The organism is Thalassoglobus neptunius (genome assembly GCF_007859735.1).
In the GTDB taxonomy this organism is placed as follows: Bacteria; Planctomycetota; Planctomycetia; order Planctomycetales; family Planctomycetaceae; genus Thalassoglobus; species Thalassoglobus neptunius.
Window position 1 is genome coordinate 22,813 of the sequence record NZ_SIHI01000023.1, and the last position, 13,813, is coordinate 36,625.

General features: G+C 52.6%; 12 protein-coding genes. 7 read left to right on the top strand and 5 right to left on the bottom strand.

Going from position 1 to position 13,813, the window contains the following annotated elements; genetic code table 11:
* Nucleotides 1-30: 30 nt before the first annotated feature.
* Complete coding sequence (locus KOR42_RS19545; RefSeq protein WP_146511526.1) at nucleotides 31-2,697, bottom strand: tetratricopeptide repeat protein; 2,667 nt, start codon at nucleotides 2,695-2,697, stop codon at nucleotides 31-33.
* Between the two features lie 142 nt (nucleotides 2,698-2,839).
* On the opposite strand from KOR42_RS19545, the gene KOR42_RS26860 reads away from it, so the two are divergent.
* Both KOR42_RS26860 and KOR42_RS19550 read left to right on the top strand, forming a co-directional pair.
* Complete coding sequence (locus KOR42_RS26860) at nucleotides 2,840-3,016, top strand: hypothetical protein (RefSeq protein ID WP_197441368.1); 177 nt, start codon at nucleotides 2,840-2,842, stop codon at nucleotides 3,014-3,016.
* Between the two features lie 173 nt (nucleotides 3,017-3,189).
* Nucleotides 3,190-3,978, top strand: coding sequence for an SDR family oxidoreductase (locus KOR42_RS19550; RefSeq protein WP_146511527.1), 789 nt, complete (start codon nucleotides 3,190-3,192; stop codon nucleotides 3,976-3,978).
* Between the two features lie 26 nt (nucleotides 3,979-4,004).
* Here KOR42_RS19550 and KOR42_RS19555 read toward each other — a convergent pair whose 3' ends face one another.
* Nucleotides 4,005-5,060, bottom strand: a complete 1,056-nt coding sequence (locus KOR42_RS19555) for a potassium channel family protein (protein ID WP_146511528.1) — start codon at nucleotides 5,058-5,060, stop codon at nucleotides 4,005-4,007.
* Between the two features lie 370 nt (nucleotides 5,061-5,430).
* Here KOR42_RS19555 and KOR42_RS19560 point away from each other — a divergent pair, with 370 nt between their 5' ends.
* From KOR42_RS19560 to KOR42_RS19570, 3 genes are all read left to right on the top strand, one after another.
* A complete protein-coding gene (locus KOR42_RS19560; RefSeq protein WP_146511529.1) occupies nucleotides 5,431-5,859 on the top strand; it encodes a GntR family transcriptional regulator in 429 nt (142 codons plus the stop codon).
* On the top strand, nucleotides 5,856-6,788 hold the full coding sequence (locus KOR42_RS19565) for an ABC transporter ATP-binding protein (protein ID WP_146511530.1): 933 nt from the start codon (nucleotides 5,856-5,858) through the stop codon (nucleotides 6,786-6,788). The genes KOR42_RS19560 and KOR42_RS19565 overlap by 4 nt, the downstream gene beginning before the upstream one ends.
* Nucleotides 6,789-6,887: 99 nt before the next feature.
* On the top strand, nucleotides 6,888-8,432 hold the full coding sequence (locus KOR42_RS19570; RefSeq protein WP_146511531.1) for a hypothetical protein: 1,545 nt from the start codon (nucleotides 6,888-6,890) through the stop codon (nucleotides 8,430-8,432).
* A gap of 234 nt (nucleotides 8,433-8,666) precedes the next feature.
* On the opposite strand, the gene KOR42_RS19575 is transcribed toward KOR42_RS19570, so the two are convergent.
* From KOR42_RS19575 to KOR42_RS19585, 3 genes are all read right to left on the bottom strand, one after another.
* Nucleotides 8,667-9,143: a hypothetical protein gene (locus tag KOR42_RS19575; protein ID WP_146511532.1), complete on the bottom strand. Its 477-nt coding sequence runs from the start codon at nucleotides 9,141-9,143 to the stop codon at nucleotides 8,667-8,669.
* Nucleotides 9,144-9,267: 124 nt separating this feature from the next.
* Nucleotides 9,268-9,630, bottom strand: coding sequence for a hypothetical protein (locus KOR42_RS19580; RefSeq protein ID WP_146511533.1), 363 nt, complete (start codon nucleotides 9,628-9,630; stop codon nucleotides 9,268-9,270).
* Between the two features lie 282 nt (nucleotides 9,631-9,912).
* Complete coding sequence (locus KOR42_RS19585) at nucleotides 9,913-11,469, bottom strand: sialate O-acetylesterase (RefSeq protein WP_231741018.1); 1,557 nt, start codon at nucleotides 11,467-11,469, stop codon at nucleotides 9,913-9,915.
* Nucleotides 11,470-11,703: 234 nt separating this feature from the next.
* Between KOR42_RS19585 and KOR42_RS19590 the strand changes: the two genes are divergently transcribed.
* Together KOR42_RS19590 and KOR42_RS19595 are read left to right on the top strand one after the other, a co-directional pair.
* Nucleotides 11,704-13,002, top strand: a complete 1,299-nt coding sequence (locus KOR42_RS19590; protein ID WP_146511534.1) for an NAD(P)/FAD-dependent oxidoreductase — start codon at nucleotides 11,704-11,706, stop codon at nucleotides 13,000-13,002.
* Nucleotides 12,999-13,787 carry a DUF1365 domain-containing protein gene (locus tag KOR42_RS19595; RefSeq protein WP_146511535.1) on the top strand — a complete coding sequence of 263 codons (789 nt, stop codon included), beginning with the start codon at nucleotides 12,999-13,001 and terminating at the stop codon, nucleotides 13,785-13,787. The genes KOR42_RS19590 and KOR42_RS19595 overlap by 4 nt, the downstream gene beginning before the upstream one ends.
* Nucleotides 13,788-13,813: the final 26 nt, after the last annotated feature.

Consider the following 13,813-nt stretch of genomic DNA (forward strand, 5'->3'; position numbering starts at 1 on the left):
GGTATCCAGTGAGAGAATGAATTCAGAAAATTACTCGTCGATTTCGTCTTCAGGGAGATCGTCCATCTCCAGGTCGTTGAGATCGGCTGTCGACCAGCGTGCTCCCTGCCAGACGATTCCGGGATGGTCGAGATATTCCTGTTCATCCGATTCGATATCAACAATCTGAGCGGGAAGATCTGAGCATTTGGACTGGTACGTCAGAATCAGATTCACCGCTTGCTCTTCATTCTCAGCGAGGACTCCCCAGTCCGTTTCGTAGTCGTTCCATTCCTGTTGACCGACGAGACATGCCGGCGAATCGGCCCATGATTCACTCAGTGGTTGATGAACGTGGGCACGGTAAAGTTGAACGTTTGTCCGTTCTCCCGTGTTCATGCGAATGCGATCGAAATAGTCTTCAGGGATCAGCCCCGCGACCAGGAGTCGATCTTCGAGTCGCTGTTGCTGAGGATAGTCGTCAGGAGCGTCGATGACAGTTTTCCAGAGTTGATTCATCAGACGCGACAAGCCGTTCGCGGAGAGGTAATTGACCTCGGAGAGTTTGCGATCGAGGACAGCTTCAAAGAGTGCGTTGACTTCGCCGTGTCTGGCGAGAGCGATGAGATTGCAAAGCCGAATCAAGTCGAGATGAAAGTCGCCGGGCGGATCGTGTTGCAGTTCAAAGTCGAGTTCCTTCAGGCTCTCTTCATGCTTCCCCTGATGCAATAACGCGACAGCCCGATAGTAATGTGTCCAGGTTTGTGCTTCGCCCAGTTCGAGAAATCGATCGAGATAGGTAAGCATGGAATCGAACTGTTCGAGTTGGAGCGATGTCATCGCTGCTTCCCAGGCAATCGACTGATCATCTGCTCCTTCCCGTAAACTCAGGTCCAGCACGGCAAGAGCGTCGCGCGGCCGGTCGGAGTCTCGATATTGATCAGCGAGCGGGATCACAACGGACGCGTCGAGGCGGTTCAGGCGAAACGCACGGGAAAAGCAGCGTTCCGATTCTCCCGCGAATCCTTCTTCTGCGTAAAAGCGGCCAGCTCTGGCGTAGTTTTGAGCATCGTTGAGGTCGAGTTTCGTGGACAGCTCAAACCAGTCCATCAACTGATCAGGGAGAATGTCGTTGAAGTTTGCCGGATCTGCTGTTCGGAAGTAATGTCCGAGAGTTGCGACCACACTAAGTGTTTTGGCGTGATCCGGAAATTCATCCAGAATCCCAAGAGCCCACTGCCAGACTCGACGTGCCTGATCCGGACCCTGCACCAGGAACTGGCTGAGGTGAACGAGATAGGCAGCATCCATCGGAGCGGAAATCTCGTTGGGATCGTGAGCCAGAAAGTCTTCCAGCAGCTGTTCGCGGATCGCTGGATCTTCCGACTCTCGAAGACGCAACATCGCATCCGAAATGAAATCGCTCAGTGGTGTGTCCGTATCATCGGGCGCTGAATCGGACTCCCCTGAAGATTCAGCGGAGGACGCACTCGCTTCGTCTGTTTGGTTTTCTGATTGATCATCTTGTTGAACGGATTGCGACTCGGCCTCCGAAGACGTCACGGAATCGACCGACTGAGATCGTTGATGATCGCTTTCAAGCCACAAGCTGGCTGTCGGGTTTTTGGACTCGGGATGATCAAAGAGTTCTGCCATTCGGCTGACTGTGAGGTAATCCTGCGACTCATGGGCTTTGGCTTCCAGTCCTTTCGCTAATGCGCTGGCCCGTTTCTCATTCTGGGAAATGAGATAAGCGGAAATGAGTCGCAAACGAACTTCGAACCAGTCTTTGAGGCAGTTCTGCTCCGTCAGTTTTCGATCCCAGCCGGTCAGGATTTCAATGGCTTTGGAAACATTTCCTTCCATGAGTGCTTCGAGGGAGTCTGCGACTGCCAACTGCAATTCAAGAAACGGCCACTCTCCCGGAGGGGGAATAAGTTCACTCGACTCTGCTCGAAGTTGTCTTGGTTGCCCAGCGAGGAGGAGTGCTTCATCGCGAGTTGCCTGCACCAGAAGTTTGGAACGGCGTTTAAGGTAAACATCTTCTTCGCCAGCCAGTTCAAGTGCCACCTTCAATTCTTCGAGCGCACGGTCCACTCGGCCTTCGAGCAGAAGGACTTTCGCCAACTTGTGATGCCCGGACCAGCGGCGGTCTTTGTTGTCGTTCGAACCTTTTCGGTATTCGAGAAGAGACTGGCATTGATGCCTGACCATCGCGAAATCTTCAGAAGCCAGATAGACGTCGGAAGCGTACTCGCGAAAGCATTTAACGCATTCCATCTTTCCCGTCTGACGACAGATCTGAATTCCTTCGCTGATGCACTCATGCATTCCGGGTGAGTTGTATCCAGACATCATGCCGGTTGCTTCAGCAAGGTTGTCATAGGCACAACTCGACATCCAGGAGCAAACCCAGTTGTAATGGCCTTGATCGAGAGACGGCTCAATGCGCCGGGCTGCCTCTTCATCTTCAAGCAGAAGGACAAGTTCGACAGACACGTCGCGCGTCGCCTGAGGATCTAAAAGCCCGTGCCCAAATCGCATTTGATCGAACAACCCGCGCATGTAGTGAATGGCCAGTTGATGCGTCTTCGCCAAGCGAGTTGTCTCTTTGGCGGTTCTCATCGCCGTACGGATTTGACAGTTCTGAAAGTGTTCTTCAGACTTTTGGTCCTGTGTTTCGATCTGTTTGACAATATCGTTGATGTCGTCGGTCATCTGGCAGTCTTCGGCAATCTGAGCAGAGTTCTGTGAAGAGTGAAGTCAGGAGAAAGCGCAATCGGACTCATGGTCGTCCATCCCTGTGAGAGAAGCAAACGAGTTTCAAAATCGGGGAGAAAAATGAGACGATCTCGATGAGATGAAGCCGCTCAATATCGAGGACCTGCACGAAGCTGGGATCGACGGAATTGCAACTGAATACCAACCGAACAGAGGACGCGCGCAGGTGTCGAATGATCGATGCTGGCGAGACCTGTTCTTCGAAAGCAAAGAATTCTGGGCAGGTAAGACTGCCATGACAAAGAAAATTCGCTAGCCTTTGATTTTCGGTCATTGAGCCCCCAGGGCGTCTTCATTGTCGGTTTTCCGCGATTTCTTCGAGGATTCGTAGCATTCGTCGAATGAAACGAACTCATACGAGTGCAGAGAAACCGTCAAGAATGTTCTGGTGGCGCGAAGACAATCGACAAGTCATGTTTGGGATAAAAAATGGAAAAGCAGTCGCCGTCGAATTTTCTCACAAAGTTGTTTGGGCTGCACGGAAAAACTGCCGTTGTGATCGGCGGAACTGGAGTGCTGGGCGGGGCAATTTGTGATGCTCTGGCGGCCGCTGGAGCGTATCTCTACGTCGTTGGCCGAAATGCGGAAGCAGGCCAGGCTGTCGTTGATCGATGGCCGGAACAGGCAAAGTTCTTTCAGGCCGATGCAACGAGCGCCGATGATCTCCTCAGCTTGACTGAAGATCTCAAGTCGAACGATAAGTCGTGTGATATCCTCGTAAACGGAGCGGGCACCAATTCCGCGACTCCATTTTTCGAAATCAGCGACGAGGAATGGGACCGCATCTTTCGAGTCAATCTGTCTGGGCTGCGGGTCGCTTGCCAGGTCTTGGGCAAGTTCATGATTGATCAGAAGACTCAAGGAAGCATCATCAATATCGCTTCCATGTCCGCCCTCAAACCGCTTTCCCGAGTGTTCACATATTCGGCCAGCAAAGCAGCGGTATTGAACCTCACCGAAAACCTGGCCAGAGAATTTGCCCCCCTCGGAATTCGAGTGAATGCCATCTCTCCGGGGTTCTTCCCCGCAGAGCAGAATCGCAAGGTGCTCACACCCAGTCGTGTTGAGAGCATTATGGGACACACTCCCATGAACCGGTTCGGAAGCCCGGAAGAGCTTGCAGGAGCAGTGCTTCTTGCTGCGTCCAACCAAGCTGGGAGTTTCGTCACCGGAGCCAATCTCATCGTCGATGGCGGATTCAATGCGATGACGATCTGACCGACGAGCCGCTCTCAAATTTCTTTTCAATCGATTCGTGCGCCGCGATAAATCACGGATTTTGCCTTGTTGAATTGATTCAGGCGTTTCATCGCTGAGACATGTCCAATGAAGACGATCACGTCTCCGGGAGAGATCCGCACGTCCGGCCCGGGGGCGCGGATTTCCTCTTCGTCGGTTTTCCGAATGGAGAGCACGACGATGCCTCGCTCTGAGCGATGTTCGATCTCGCCAATCGTTCTGTCAGCGAGGTCCGCCCCTTCACGGACGACAAATTCTTCGATGCTGACTCCCAACGGTTGAAGTTCATCGTTCATCCGGGTCGTCTGATCGGAGTTGCAAGTCAAAAGTGTTTGATGCGGGAGCTTGATCAACTGTGCAATGCGATGTGCACCGACAGCTGCCGGCATCACAACTTCATTGGCTCCGGAACGAATCAATTTTCGTCGCGTCGATTGCGATTCCCCGCGAGCGATGATGCGAACGTTTTCGTTGAGCTCCCGTGCCGAAAGAGTGATGAAGACGTTTGCCGCATCGTTCGGCAGGACCGTGGCAAGTGTCTCCGCGTGGGCAATTCCCACCGCTTCGAGAGTTGCCTCTTCGGTTGCGTCTCCCAGATAAACGAGATCGCCGAGTTCTTCCGCTTCGATGAGCCGTTCGCGATTGTTGTCGACAATCACAAACGGGACGCTCGCAGCTCGTAGTTCCGTGGTCAAATTCTGACCGACGCGACCGAACCCGCACACAATGACGTGGTTCTTCAGCTTCTTGATGCCTTCGGTCATTCGTCTCGCTCCGAGTGCTTTCCTGATTTCGCCTTCCGCGATCATCTGCACGAATCCGCCCATCACAAAAACGGCAGATGTGCAGCCTGAGACGATAAACAGAATGGTGAAAATCCTCAGTGAAGGAGCTTCAATCGGCCGAACTTCACCGTAGCCGACTCCGTAAATCGTGATCACCACCATGTAGAAAGATTCGAGCAAACTCCATCCGGCGAACCAATACCCGACCACTGCGATCCCCATTGTCATGAGGAAAACGATGGTTCCGAGAATGATCTTTCTGGCCGAAGATTGCATGCGGTGCCTGGCGCGTACCTTTCTCCTGGCCCGTCAAGAGCATCTCTGATACCGACGCGATGAAATTCACATCCTGATTCGGGGAAGTCCCTCAAGAACACGGTTTTCTTGCCGATTCACGGAGCCAGTGATCTCCTCAGGCTTTCGTGACTCATTGCCAAACTCGGTTTCACTGAGCCATTTTTGAGCAGAGTAGGCGATCGACGAGGCAGTCCGACGAGACGAATTTCGGACATCCTTTCCAATTCGTATCGAATCTTGTTGACCTGATGTGATGACTGTTATACAACTGTAGTCACTTGGCTTGGTTCTCATGCAGATGAGAATTCACAAGCTCCATGATTCCTGGCAGTTGATGAGGCTCTGAGCCATGTTTGTTCGCGTTGAAAAGGGATCAGCGGTTCCCATCTCACGGCAAATTTCCGATCAGATCCGGGCCCAATGCCTGTCCGGTCATCTCCCACTGGGAGTTCAAGTGCCATCGGTTCGCCAGCTTGCCCGGGATCTCGCCGTCAATCAAAACACGGTTCTGCGCGTGTACGAAAAACTGACAGCGGAAAATTTTCTGGAAATGAGGCATGGTGAAGGAACCTTCGTCGCGTCCGATCTTCCTTTCGAAGACTTGAACGGACATCGTTCCAGGTTCACTGAAGAGTTTGGCCAGGTCGTCCGGCAGGGGCGCTTGCTCGGTCTGGATGGTTCGACAATGCACACGCTACTCGACGCTGCACTCGCTGCTCCCCTGGAATCAGAGGATGAGGGTGTTTCTGCGATCGAAAACACAGAGGAGCAATCATGACTGAGCCCGTCATTCAGATCCGAAATGTCAGTAAGTCGTTCCGAAACACCAACGTCCTCGACGAACTCGATTTGTCCGTCTCCGCGGGAGAGACGTTCGCCTTTCTTGGACGCAATGGGGCAGGCAAGACGACAACCATCAAGTTGATGATGGGGCTGCTGACTCCTGACAGTGGAGAGCTGTCCCTCCTTGGAGTCAATCCGGTCACCGATGCTGTGAAGCTGCGAAGCATGATCGGTTATCTCGCCGAAGATCAGACTATGTATGACTGGATGCGGGTCGATGAAATTATTCGATTTGTCGCTCCGTTTTATCCAACATGGGATCAAAAGCTCGCCAACGAATATGTAAAACAATTCGCGCTGCCGGTCCGGACACGAATTAAACATCTTTCAAAAGGGCAAACCGTTCGACTGGGGCTTGTGCTGGCACTCTCTCATCGTCCCGAACTGGTGATTCTGGATGATCCCGCCCTCGGCCTGGATCCGATTATGAGGCGCGATTTTAACAGGGATCTGGTGACACACCTCCAAGCTGAAGGACGAACAGTCTTATACAGTTCCCACTTATTATATGAAGTCGAAGCTGTCGCTGATACCGTCGCGATCCTGCACGAAGGAAAGATCGTTCGGACGGCAGCGACTGAAGACTTGAGAAGAGATGTCAAACGTTTCACGCTCAGCCCACAAGACCTTTCCAAGGTTGGGACTCAAATTGAAGTCCTCGATGGTCGTCTGCTGGTCAATGAAGTCAGTCTGATTGTTGATGGTGCTCCGCAGGCAGCTCAACTTCTTGAGCAGGAAGGGATCTCTTGCCGGATCTCCGATCTCAACCTCGATGAAATCTTCGAAGCTTTTGTGATGGGTGATCGGAAGATTCGACTCGAGTGGCCGGAGCGTGAGCCCGTCGCCGCCTCGAGCCTCACGTGATGAATCACGTACGTTTTGTTGAAGAATTCCGCCTGCAACGGATGCGGTTGCTGTTATAAATCGGTGCAGATTGTCGTTCGGTACGAAGGTGAACAAGCCATGTCGATCTGGTCTACGCTCCTCTGGAAAGAGTGGAACGAGCACAAGTGGAAACTCCTGTCGCTCACGGTCATTGCCATCGCTGTCTGCATTGGCGGACTCGTTGACGGAGTCAGCGAAGTCGAGTTTGCAGTCATCGCAACCTATTACGGGTACGTTTTGTTCGCGCCGATCTACATCGTGATGGGAGTGACCGCCGGAGAATGGGCCGGAGGGACCATTGAGTTTTCGAAAAATCTTCCGGTCTCGCTGAGAAAGGTGGCAACTGTCCGCCTGTTCGCAGGGTGGATTGTTTTAATCGTTCCGGTGATCGCTGTCGCTGCTTTTAGTTCCGCGCTGATTGCAACGCTTGAGTGGATGGAAATCGAAGTCGGAATTTTTCATTCCCTCGCTGCAAGTATGGACCTCAAACCGCAACAGGCACATTGGGGCATCGCTGGAATTGCCTGCGGTGTTGTGACAACACTTTATTTCTGGTTGGTCGTGGCTTGTCTCAATCAGGCGACTGAACTGCGGGCAGCAATGATCGGAGTCTTAACGTTCATTGTCAGCTTCTGGTTTGGTTTTCTCTTGTGGGTGATGAACGGGGCTCCGACGACACAAGCTCTTTCTCTCAACTGGACTATTGGAGCAGTGTCTCCAGTCTATTGGATGGTCTTACCGAACTTGCAGGCAGAGCATTTGCGCAGATGGTTGATCGTCGGCCTGCAAGTACAGGGGCTTTTTGTGGTGATTTCCAGCTATTACTTCATCCGGTTTTACGGAACTCATCTTCGACAATGGAACTGGCTTCCTCGCATCAGTTGGCCGTCAATTGAACAAACCGGGCCCACGAATTCTCTCAGTGCCCCGTTCACCTCTCAAATGAAAGCGTTGGTCTGGATGCAACTCCGTCAAACGCTCCCTTTGGCGATAGGCGGACTGGTTATTGTGTTCGTTCTGACATTGATGGCCACACGAGGCACGGCAGGAGCCGTGAGTCAAATGGAGACGAATCCGTTTCAGATCGCCATTGTCAGCGTCGCTGCACTTTTAATTGGTTCGACGACATTCGTGCCTGATTTCTCACCGAAGCTCTATCACTTCTGGAGATCTCGTCCGATCCCCCCCATGAGATGGTTCTGGTTGAAATACCTGTCCGGGCTGTTTGTGATTATCTGTTGCGTCGATCTGCCGATTTTAATCCTCCATGGAACAGGGATCCTCCCCACATCAGCCGGTCTGTATTCGGGAGTCTTTCCGATGCTTTTACACTGGATTATTTACAGCATCGCTGTCCTTGCAGCCTGTTTAGTCAGGCATCCGATTTATTCTCCCGTCCTGGCGTTGTGTGCAATCCTCACCGTTTTACTACTTCCAGTCATTTTTCACTTCCCGGACTTTCTCTCATTCGGCGAGATGTTCAATGCTGTCGGGACGAACCTTCTTCCCAATCGCGTGATCGCCGCATTTTTAGTAGGACTCACCCAGGCCACCGCAATCAGCGTCACCGCGACCATCCTCGCCGCAATTGCCACCAAACGAGACATCAACCTCAGCCCATAAGCCAAGACGCTGCAATCCGCCACCCGGAAGCATATCGCTACAAGGGAAAGTGGGGCCACTTATGTTTTCCTGCGATCGAGCGTCTTAGCACCAGTGCTGAGCCGTACTGTTATGAAAGTATTTCGGTTCGTGTTATCTGTTTGGAGACAAGGAGAGGGCGAAATCGCTCGTCGAAATGACACGTTCGAGACAGATGTGGCGGCATCCCCCTTTAGTTGGGCAACATGAACGACCTCAATGCTGGTGATGACGTGCTGGTGATTTCTCAAAGCCACGGCGACAGGCGAGAAGGAGTACCAAGGTGACAAGACTCACAGTGAGGGCGCCCAATGCCAATCGCAGGTTTTCGTTGGAGAACAACTGCACGTCTGGGATTTGTAGAACCTTCGCAACGTTTTCGATAGTCATCAATAACACATCGGATATGTGCGTCGTAAAGATGATTCCTATCGCGAAACAGGTGCAGGCCAAAACGGGATATCGAGGGCGGGTTGCGACAGTGAACTCAATCACAGTGGATACGACCACGAGTTCATACAGTCCAATTCCAAGACTGCTGATCCTGTCGAGTTGATCGGAATCAGAAGCCGCTGCAGGGGAAAACATAGAGGTTGTCGCCTCTGCCACGACTCCGCGAAATGAAAGCAATGCAAGTACGGAAAGCACTGCGAGACTAATTTTTACAGCGGTCAGCACGATGTGGCGAGTCATTCACTGGCTCCAGGAGAAGCGTCGACCTGTTCGTTCGCATTTCGATGAATTGTAATACTCTTTCACCGCAGAGGACAGGTCGGCGAGTTGGACGATGATTCGATCACAATGTCTGGAGGGAAAACTAAATGTCCGCGTCGCGAGTGTCGTCATCCCATCTGTAATTCGGAACGGGTCCATATTCGGATTTTATGTCGGACGGAATGTCTCCGAATCGTTCCTCATTAGACGAAAGCCAGTCGGTGCAGAGGTTTCGCAGGTCTTCGGGGCACGATAGTTCATAGATGCGATCAGACCATGCTCCGATGTACCAGGTGTCGTTGGCAACTGTAACCCAAAAGCTGATTCCGGAGTAGCCACGACCGGGAATACGGCGGCTTGCAAGAACGGCTCTCTGTGAAGACCCGAGGTGCTTGATCTCAAGGTCTTCAATGTATCCGAAATAGCCAGCTTGCTCGATGTGTTGTAGCAGATCGTTGAGTGTCATAGCGACTCCAGGAGTGTAGGAGATGTGCTTTCGATAATCCGCTTCGTGCAAAGGAGGAGGGTCGAGAGTGTCGCCACTCCATTGTTTAGTCGGTCTTCTGTGGGGCCTTCGAGGCGTCGGCAAGCCGGAATCGCTTCGTCAGGCCCGAAGGATATCTTAATCCTGTAACGTGCTGGTGTCGACGTGATGATGGACTTGCTCCGAGGTGTTCGAGAAAGCCTGGTTCGATTCATTTGGGAGGTTAGGTGCTTTTAACCCGATTCGCTGAGGGAAACGAGCTTGTCAGCGACCACTCTGAGAAGAGGGAGGCAGCTTTGGATCGTAGATCAGTAATTCGGGGCGCGAGCAGAAGGGGGATGCTGGCAACCCGTCGTGGTTATAGAGATTGCAGTTCTCCGGGTTGACGGCGTAGGCGTATCGAACTGCGATCGGTGATGTGACTTCTTCGCTCGTGACGACGACTTTTTTGCCCTCGATTTCGGCCTTTGCTGGGTGCCATTTTCCGGATGCGTCAGTCACCTCGAAATATAGAAGTTCTGCTTCAGGTGTCTCGCGAGGTTCCGCAAGTCCGACTTTGTCAGCGACCATTAGTCCGGTTTCGGCATGGCTGAAGTGCAGGATAATTTTGTCGCCGTGAATCTCCTGTCGTTCAAACATCGGGCCGCTGAATGGGATTGATCGACCGTAGTGCTTTGCCAGAGCCCAGCGAGCCAGTCGTTCGCCGACATCAATTTTGTTCGGCGGATGAACCCCGGCACCATCGAGATCGACAGTCACCACCATACCTGTGTGAGGAAGATCGGTGGCGAGGCGTTGTTGTTCCCGCAGGTAGGGCCAGCCCTCGCCAGCGCCGCTACCAGGAAGTTGTACATAATAAGCGGGCAACTTTGCGTTCCCAAATTCCTGACGCCAACCGTTAATTAAGGCACGCATTTTGTATTGATAATCACGCGGGTCTTCCTGCACGCCACTGTTGGATTCCCCCTGGTACCAGATCGCCCCGTGGATGCCAAACCTGCTGATTGGAGCCAGTCGAGAATTGAAGAGCCGCCCCGGTAGCCAGGTCGTGCTGCGAGCGCGAACGCCGCCCGGCAACTTCCAGATTCCTTCGAGGTCCTCCCGGTCGCCGAGTTCCAATTCCTTCTTAAGAGTCGGATGGGAGTTAAAAGCGGCTCGCGGAATAAATGGTTCGATCGGAGTTCCACCATGCGAGGAATCAATCACGCCGATGGGAATGTTCAGCTCGGCATGAATTCGTCGCGCGAAGTAGAAGGCAGCCCCCGAGAACCGGGAGACTGTTTTCGGGCTGCACACAGTCCATGTTGATTGCTTCCGCAAATCATCGAGCGGCTCCGGACTCTCCGGTTCGTTGATGCGGCAGAATCGCAGTTGAGGCAGGTCGGCAGCGGCAATATCCATCGCGACGGAATCAAGCTGCTTCGCCATCGCCCCAATAGTCATCGCCATGTTCGATTGACCGCTCGCATGCCAGACCTCTCCCACGAGGACATTTTGGGTCACAATGCGCTGATCGCCCGTCTCAACTTGCAGGGACCTTCCGACAGAGGCCGCTTTCAATGGTTTAAGGCTGACGGACCATGCGCCATTTTTACCCGCGATTGCTGTCTCCGTTTGGTCCGCAAATGAGACGGTCACCTTCTCGTCTGCATCCGCCCAGCCCCAGATGTGAATCGGCTGTTCCCGTTGCAGGACCATGTGGTCCGAGAAAATGCCAGCCAAACGCAGCTCGGCTGATGCGTGATGAACGTCGACGCCGAGAAGAATGATCGCAATGGTCAGGTGATAGCAGTGTTTCATTCGGGGGAATCCAATTCTCATCCGGCTGGAGTTCCGTAGCGGAAAAGATCGCTCGATGGTCTGACGCAACTGTGTCGTTGAGGACCTGTTCGAACTCTATCGAACCCGGGCCAATATGAGGAAGTCACTCCGCGTGAAACGTGCGCAGCAAGTGCAACTGGCAGAGCGGTTTCTGTTGAAATTGCATCAGTGGCTGGCCGTGAGAACAGGCGGGTCTACAATCTATGGTGGACGTGTTGGTCAGGATCATCAGTTATGAAGCTCGCAATTATTGGTACAGGCATTTCAGGTCTGACCTGTGCTCATCTTCTGCACCGCGAGCACGACGTGACGCTCTACGAGGCGAACGATTATATCGGAGGGCACACGCACACTGTCGACGCGGAAGTTGCCGGGGAAACCCATTCCATCGACACAGGATTCGTCGTCTTTAATGATTGGACATATCCGAACTTCATTGGGCTGCTTGATGAGTTGGGAGTCTCGTCGCAGCCGACATCGATGGGATTCAGCGTCCGCTGCGAGGTGAGTGGAATTGAATACAGTGGGCGGAATCTATCAACGCTTTTTGCACAGAAGCGAAATCTCTTCAAAGGATCGCACTATCGGATGTTACTCGACATATTGCGATTTAATCACCAGGGGTTAAACCAATGGGAGTCGCTTCCAGATGAGATGACTGTTGGCGAGTTTCTGTCGAGGCATCACTTTTCAAGTGCATTTGCGGACCGCTATCTCCTGCCGATGGGGGCAGCAATTTGGTCCTGTCCAATGTTAACTTTTCGTGAATTTCCGATTGGGTTTATTATCGCGTTCTATAAAAACCACGGGTTGCTCAATATTTCCAATCGCCCGGTGTGGCGCGTCGTACAAGGTGGTTCACGGAGTTACGTCGATAAACTGATCCGGCCGTTTCAGGACCGTATCCGACTGAACAGTCCAGTGAGTCGGGTCATGCGTGAAGGTCCAGGAGTGCGGGTTATTTCTAACGGCAAGGCAGAAGGATTTGATGAAGTCATATTTGCCTGCCATAGTGATCAGTCATTGCTCATGCTCAATGACTCAACAGATACAGAAAGAGAGATTCTTTCAGAGTTTCCATACGGTAAGAACACCGCGGTGCTGCACACCGATGTTCAACTTCTCCCGCAGCGTCGAAGTACGTGGTCCAGTTGGAACTACCGTGTCCGAAGCGAAGAGTTTAGGCCGAGCGTGACCTACAACATGAACATCCTGCAGCAGATCGATGCTGCAGAGACCTTCTGTGTGACGCTGAACGATGAGGATAGAGTCGATCCGTCTCGGAAACTGGGGACCTTTCAATACAGCCATCCGATCTTTACGAATCGCCGCGCCCAGGTGCAGAGTCGACATGCGGAATTGATCCGTCAGAACCGGACGTCGTACTGCGGTGCCTATTGGGGGAACGGATTTCATGAAGATGGTGTGACCAGTGCACTGCGCGTCTGCTCCGCATTTGGTATGCTGCCGAAGTGGTCCAGCGAGGAAGTACGTACGAGAGATTTCGTCGTCACTGATGGAGGTGCCTCATGACAGCTGATTCCAAGCCCGCCGAAGGCGGACACAGCTGCCTGTATGTCGGGGAGGTGCAACACCATCGGCTTGTCCCGTTCGATCACCAGTTTCGCTATCGCGTTTTTCTGGTCTTCCTCGACTTATCGGAATTAGATGAGGTGTTTCGAGGCCGATGGCTTTGGTCGACAAGTCGTCTGGCTGTGGCGAGGTTTCGAAGAGACGACCATCTGGGAGACTCTGCGCGTCCCTTAACAGAATCAGTCGCTGATCTTGTTGAGGAGCGGATTGGTTATCGTCCTGCGGGGCCCATTCGACTGCTGACACACCTGCGATACTTTGGTTATGTGGTTAATCCGGTCAGCTTCTATTACTGCTATAATGATTCGGGAACTCAGGTCGACGCCGTTGTCGCTGAGGTTAACAATACACCGTGGGGTGAGCGACATTGTTACGTACTGGACTGGCGAGGTTCCGCGAATCGTGAGAATCTGCACGCCGAAGTTCAGAAGGAATTTTATGTGTCTCCGTTTCTTCCGATGGAGATGCAATATCGATGGCAGCTCACGTTGCCGAAAGAGTCTCTCGCAGTTTCAATCGAGAATCGACACAGCAATGAGCGTCAGTTTTCCGCCCAGCTGACGCTCGCTCGTCGACAAATCACGACGATGAATCTCTTCGGGACCTTGCTCCGTCATCCTTTTATGACTGGGAAAGTGGTCGCCGCGATTTACTGGCAAGCACTCAAACTCTGGTGGCGTGGTGTTCAGTATTTCCCACATCCTAAAAAGAGTAGCACTCTTTAGATAAATACAAACGCTCGACTCCTGTT

What these genes read in the sequence shown, in the direction of transcription:
- KOR42_RS19575 (WP_146511532.1), bottom strand. Translation starts at nt 9,143, where the DNA reads ATGACTCGCCACATCGTGCTGACCGCTGTAAAAATTAGTCTCGCAGTG.
- KOR42_RS19590 (WP_146511534.1), top strand. Translation starts at nt 11,704, where the DNA reads ATGAAGCTCGCAATTATTGGTACAGGCATTTCAGGTCTGACCTGTGCT.
- KOR42_RS19580 (WP_146511533.1), bottom strand. Translation starts at nt 9,630, where the DNA reads ATGACACTCAACGATCTGCTACAACACATCGAGCAAGCTGGCTATTTC.
- KOR42_RS19545 (WP_146511526.1), bottom strand. Translation starts at nt 2,697, where the DNA reads ATGACCGACGACATCAACGATATTGTCAAACAGATCGAAACACAGGAC.
- KOR42_RS19585 (WP_231741018.1), bottom strand. Translation starts at nt 11,469, where the DNA reads ATGAGAATTGGATTCCCCCGAATGAAACACTGCTATCACCTGACCATT.
- KOR42_RS26860 (WP_197441368.1), top strand. Translation starts at nt 2,840, where the DNA reads ATGAAGCCGCTCAATATCGAGGACCTGCACGAAGCTGGGATCGACGGA.
- KOR42_RS19595 (WP_146511535.1), top strand. Translation starts at nt 12,999, where the DNA reads ATGACAGCTGATTCCAAGCCCGCCGAAGGCGGACACAGCTGCCTGTAT.
- KOR42_RS19555 (WP_146511528.1), bottom strand. Translation starts at nt 5,060, where the DNA reads ATGCAATCTTCGGCCAGAAAGATCATTCTCGGAACCATCGTTTTCCTC.
- KOR42_RS19550 (WP_146511527.1), top strand. Translation starts at nt 3,190, where the DNA reads ATGGAAAAGCAGTCGCCGTCGAATTTTCTCACAAAGTTGTTTGGGCTG.
- KOR42_RS19560 (WP_146511529.1), top strand. Translation starts at nt 5,431, where the DNA reads ATGTTTGTTCGCGTTGAAAAGGGATCAGCGGTTCCCATCTCACGGCAA.
- KOR42_RS19565 (WP_146511530.1), top strand. Translation starts at nt 5,856, where the DNA reads ATGACTGAGCCCGTCATTCAGATCCGAAATGTCAGTAAGTCGTTCCGA.
- KOR42_RS19570 (WP_146511531.1), top strand. Translation starts at nt 6,888, where the DNA reads ATGTCGATCTGGTCTACGCTCCTCTGGAAAGAGTGGAACGAGCACAAG.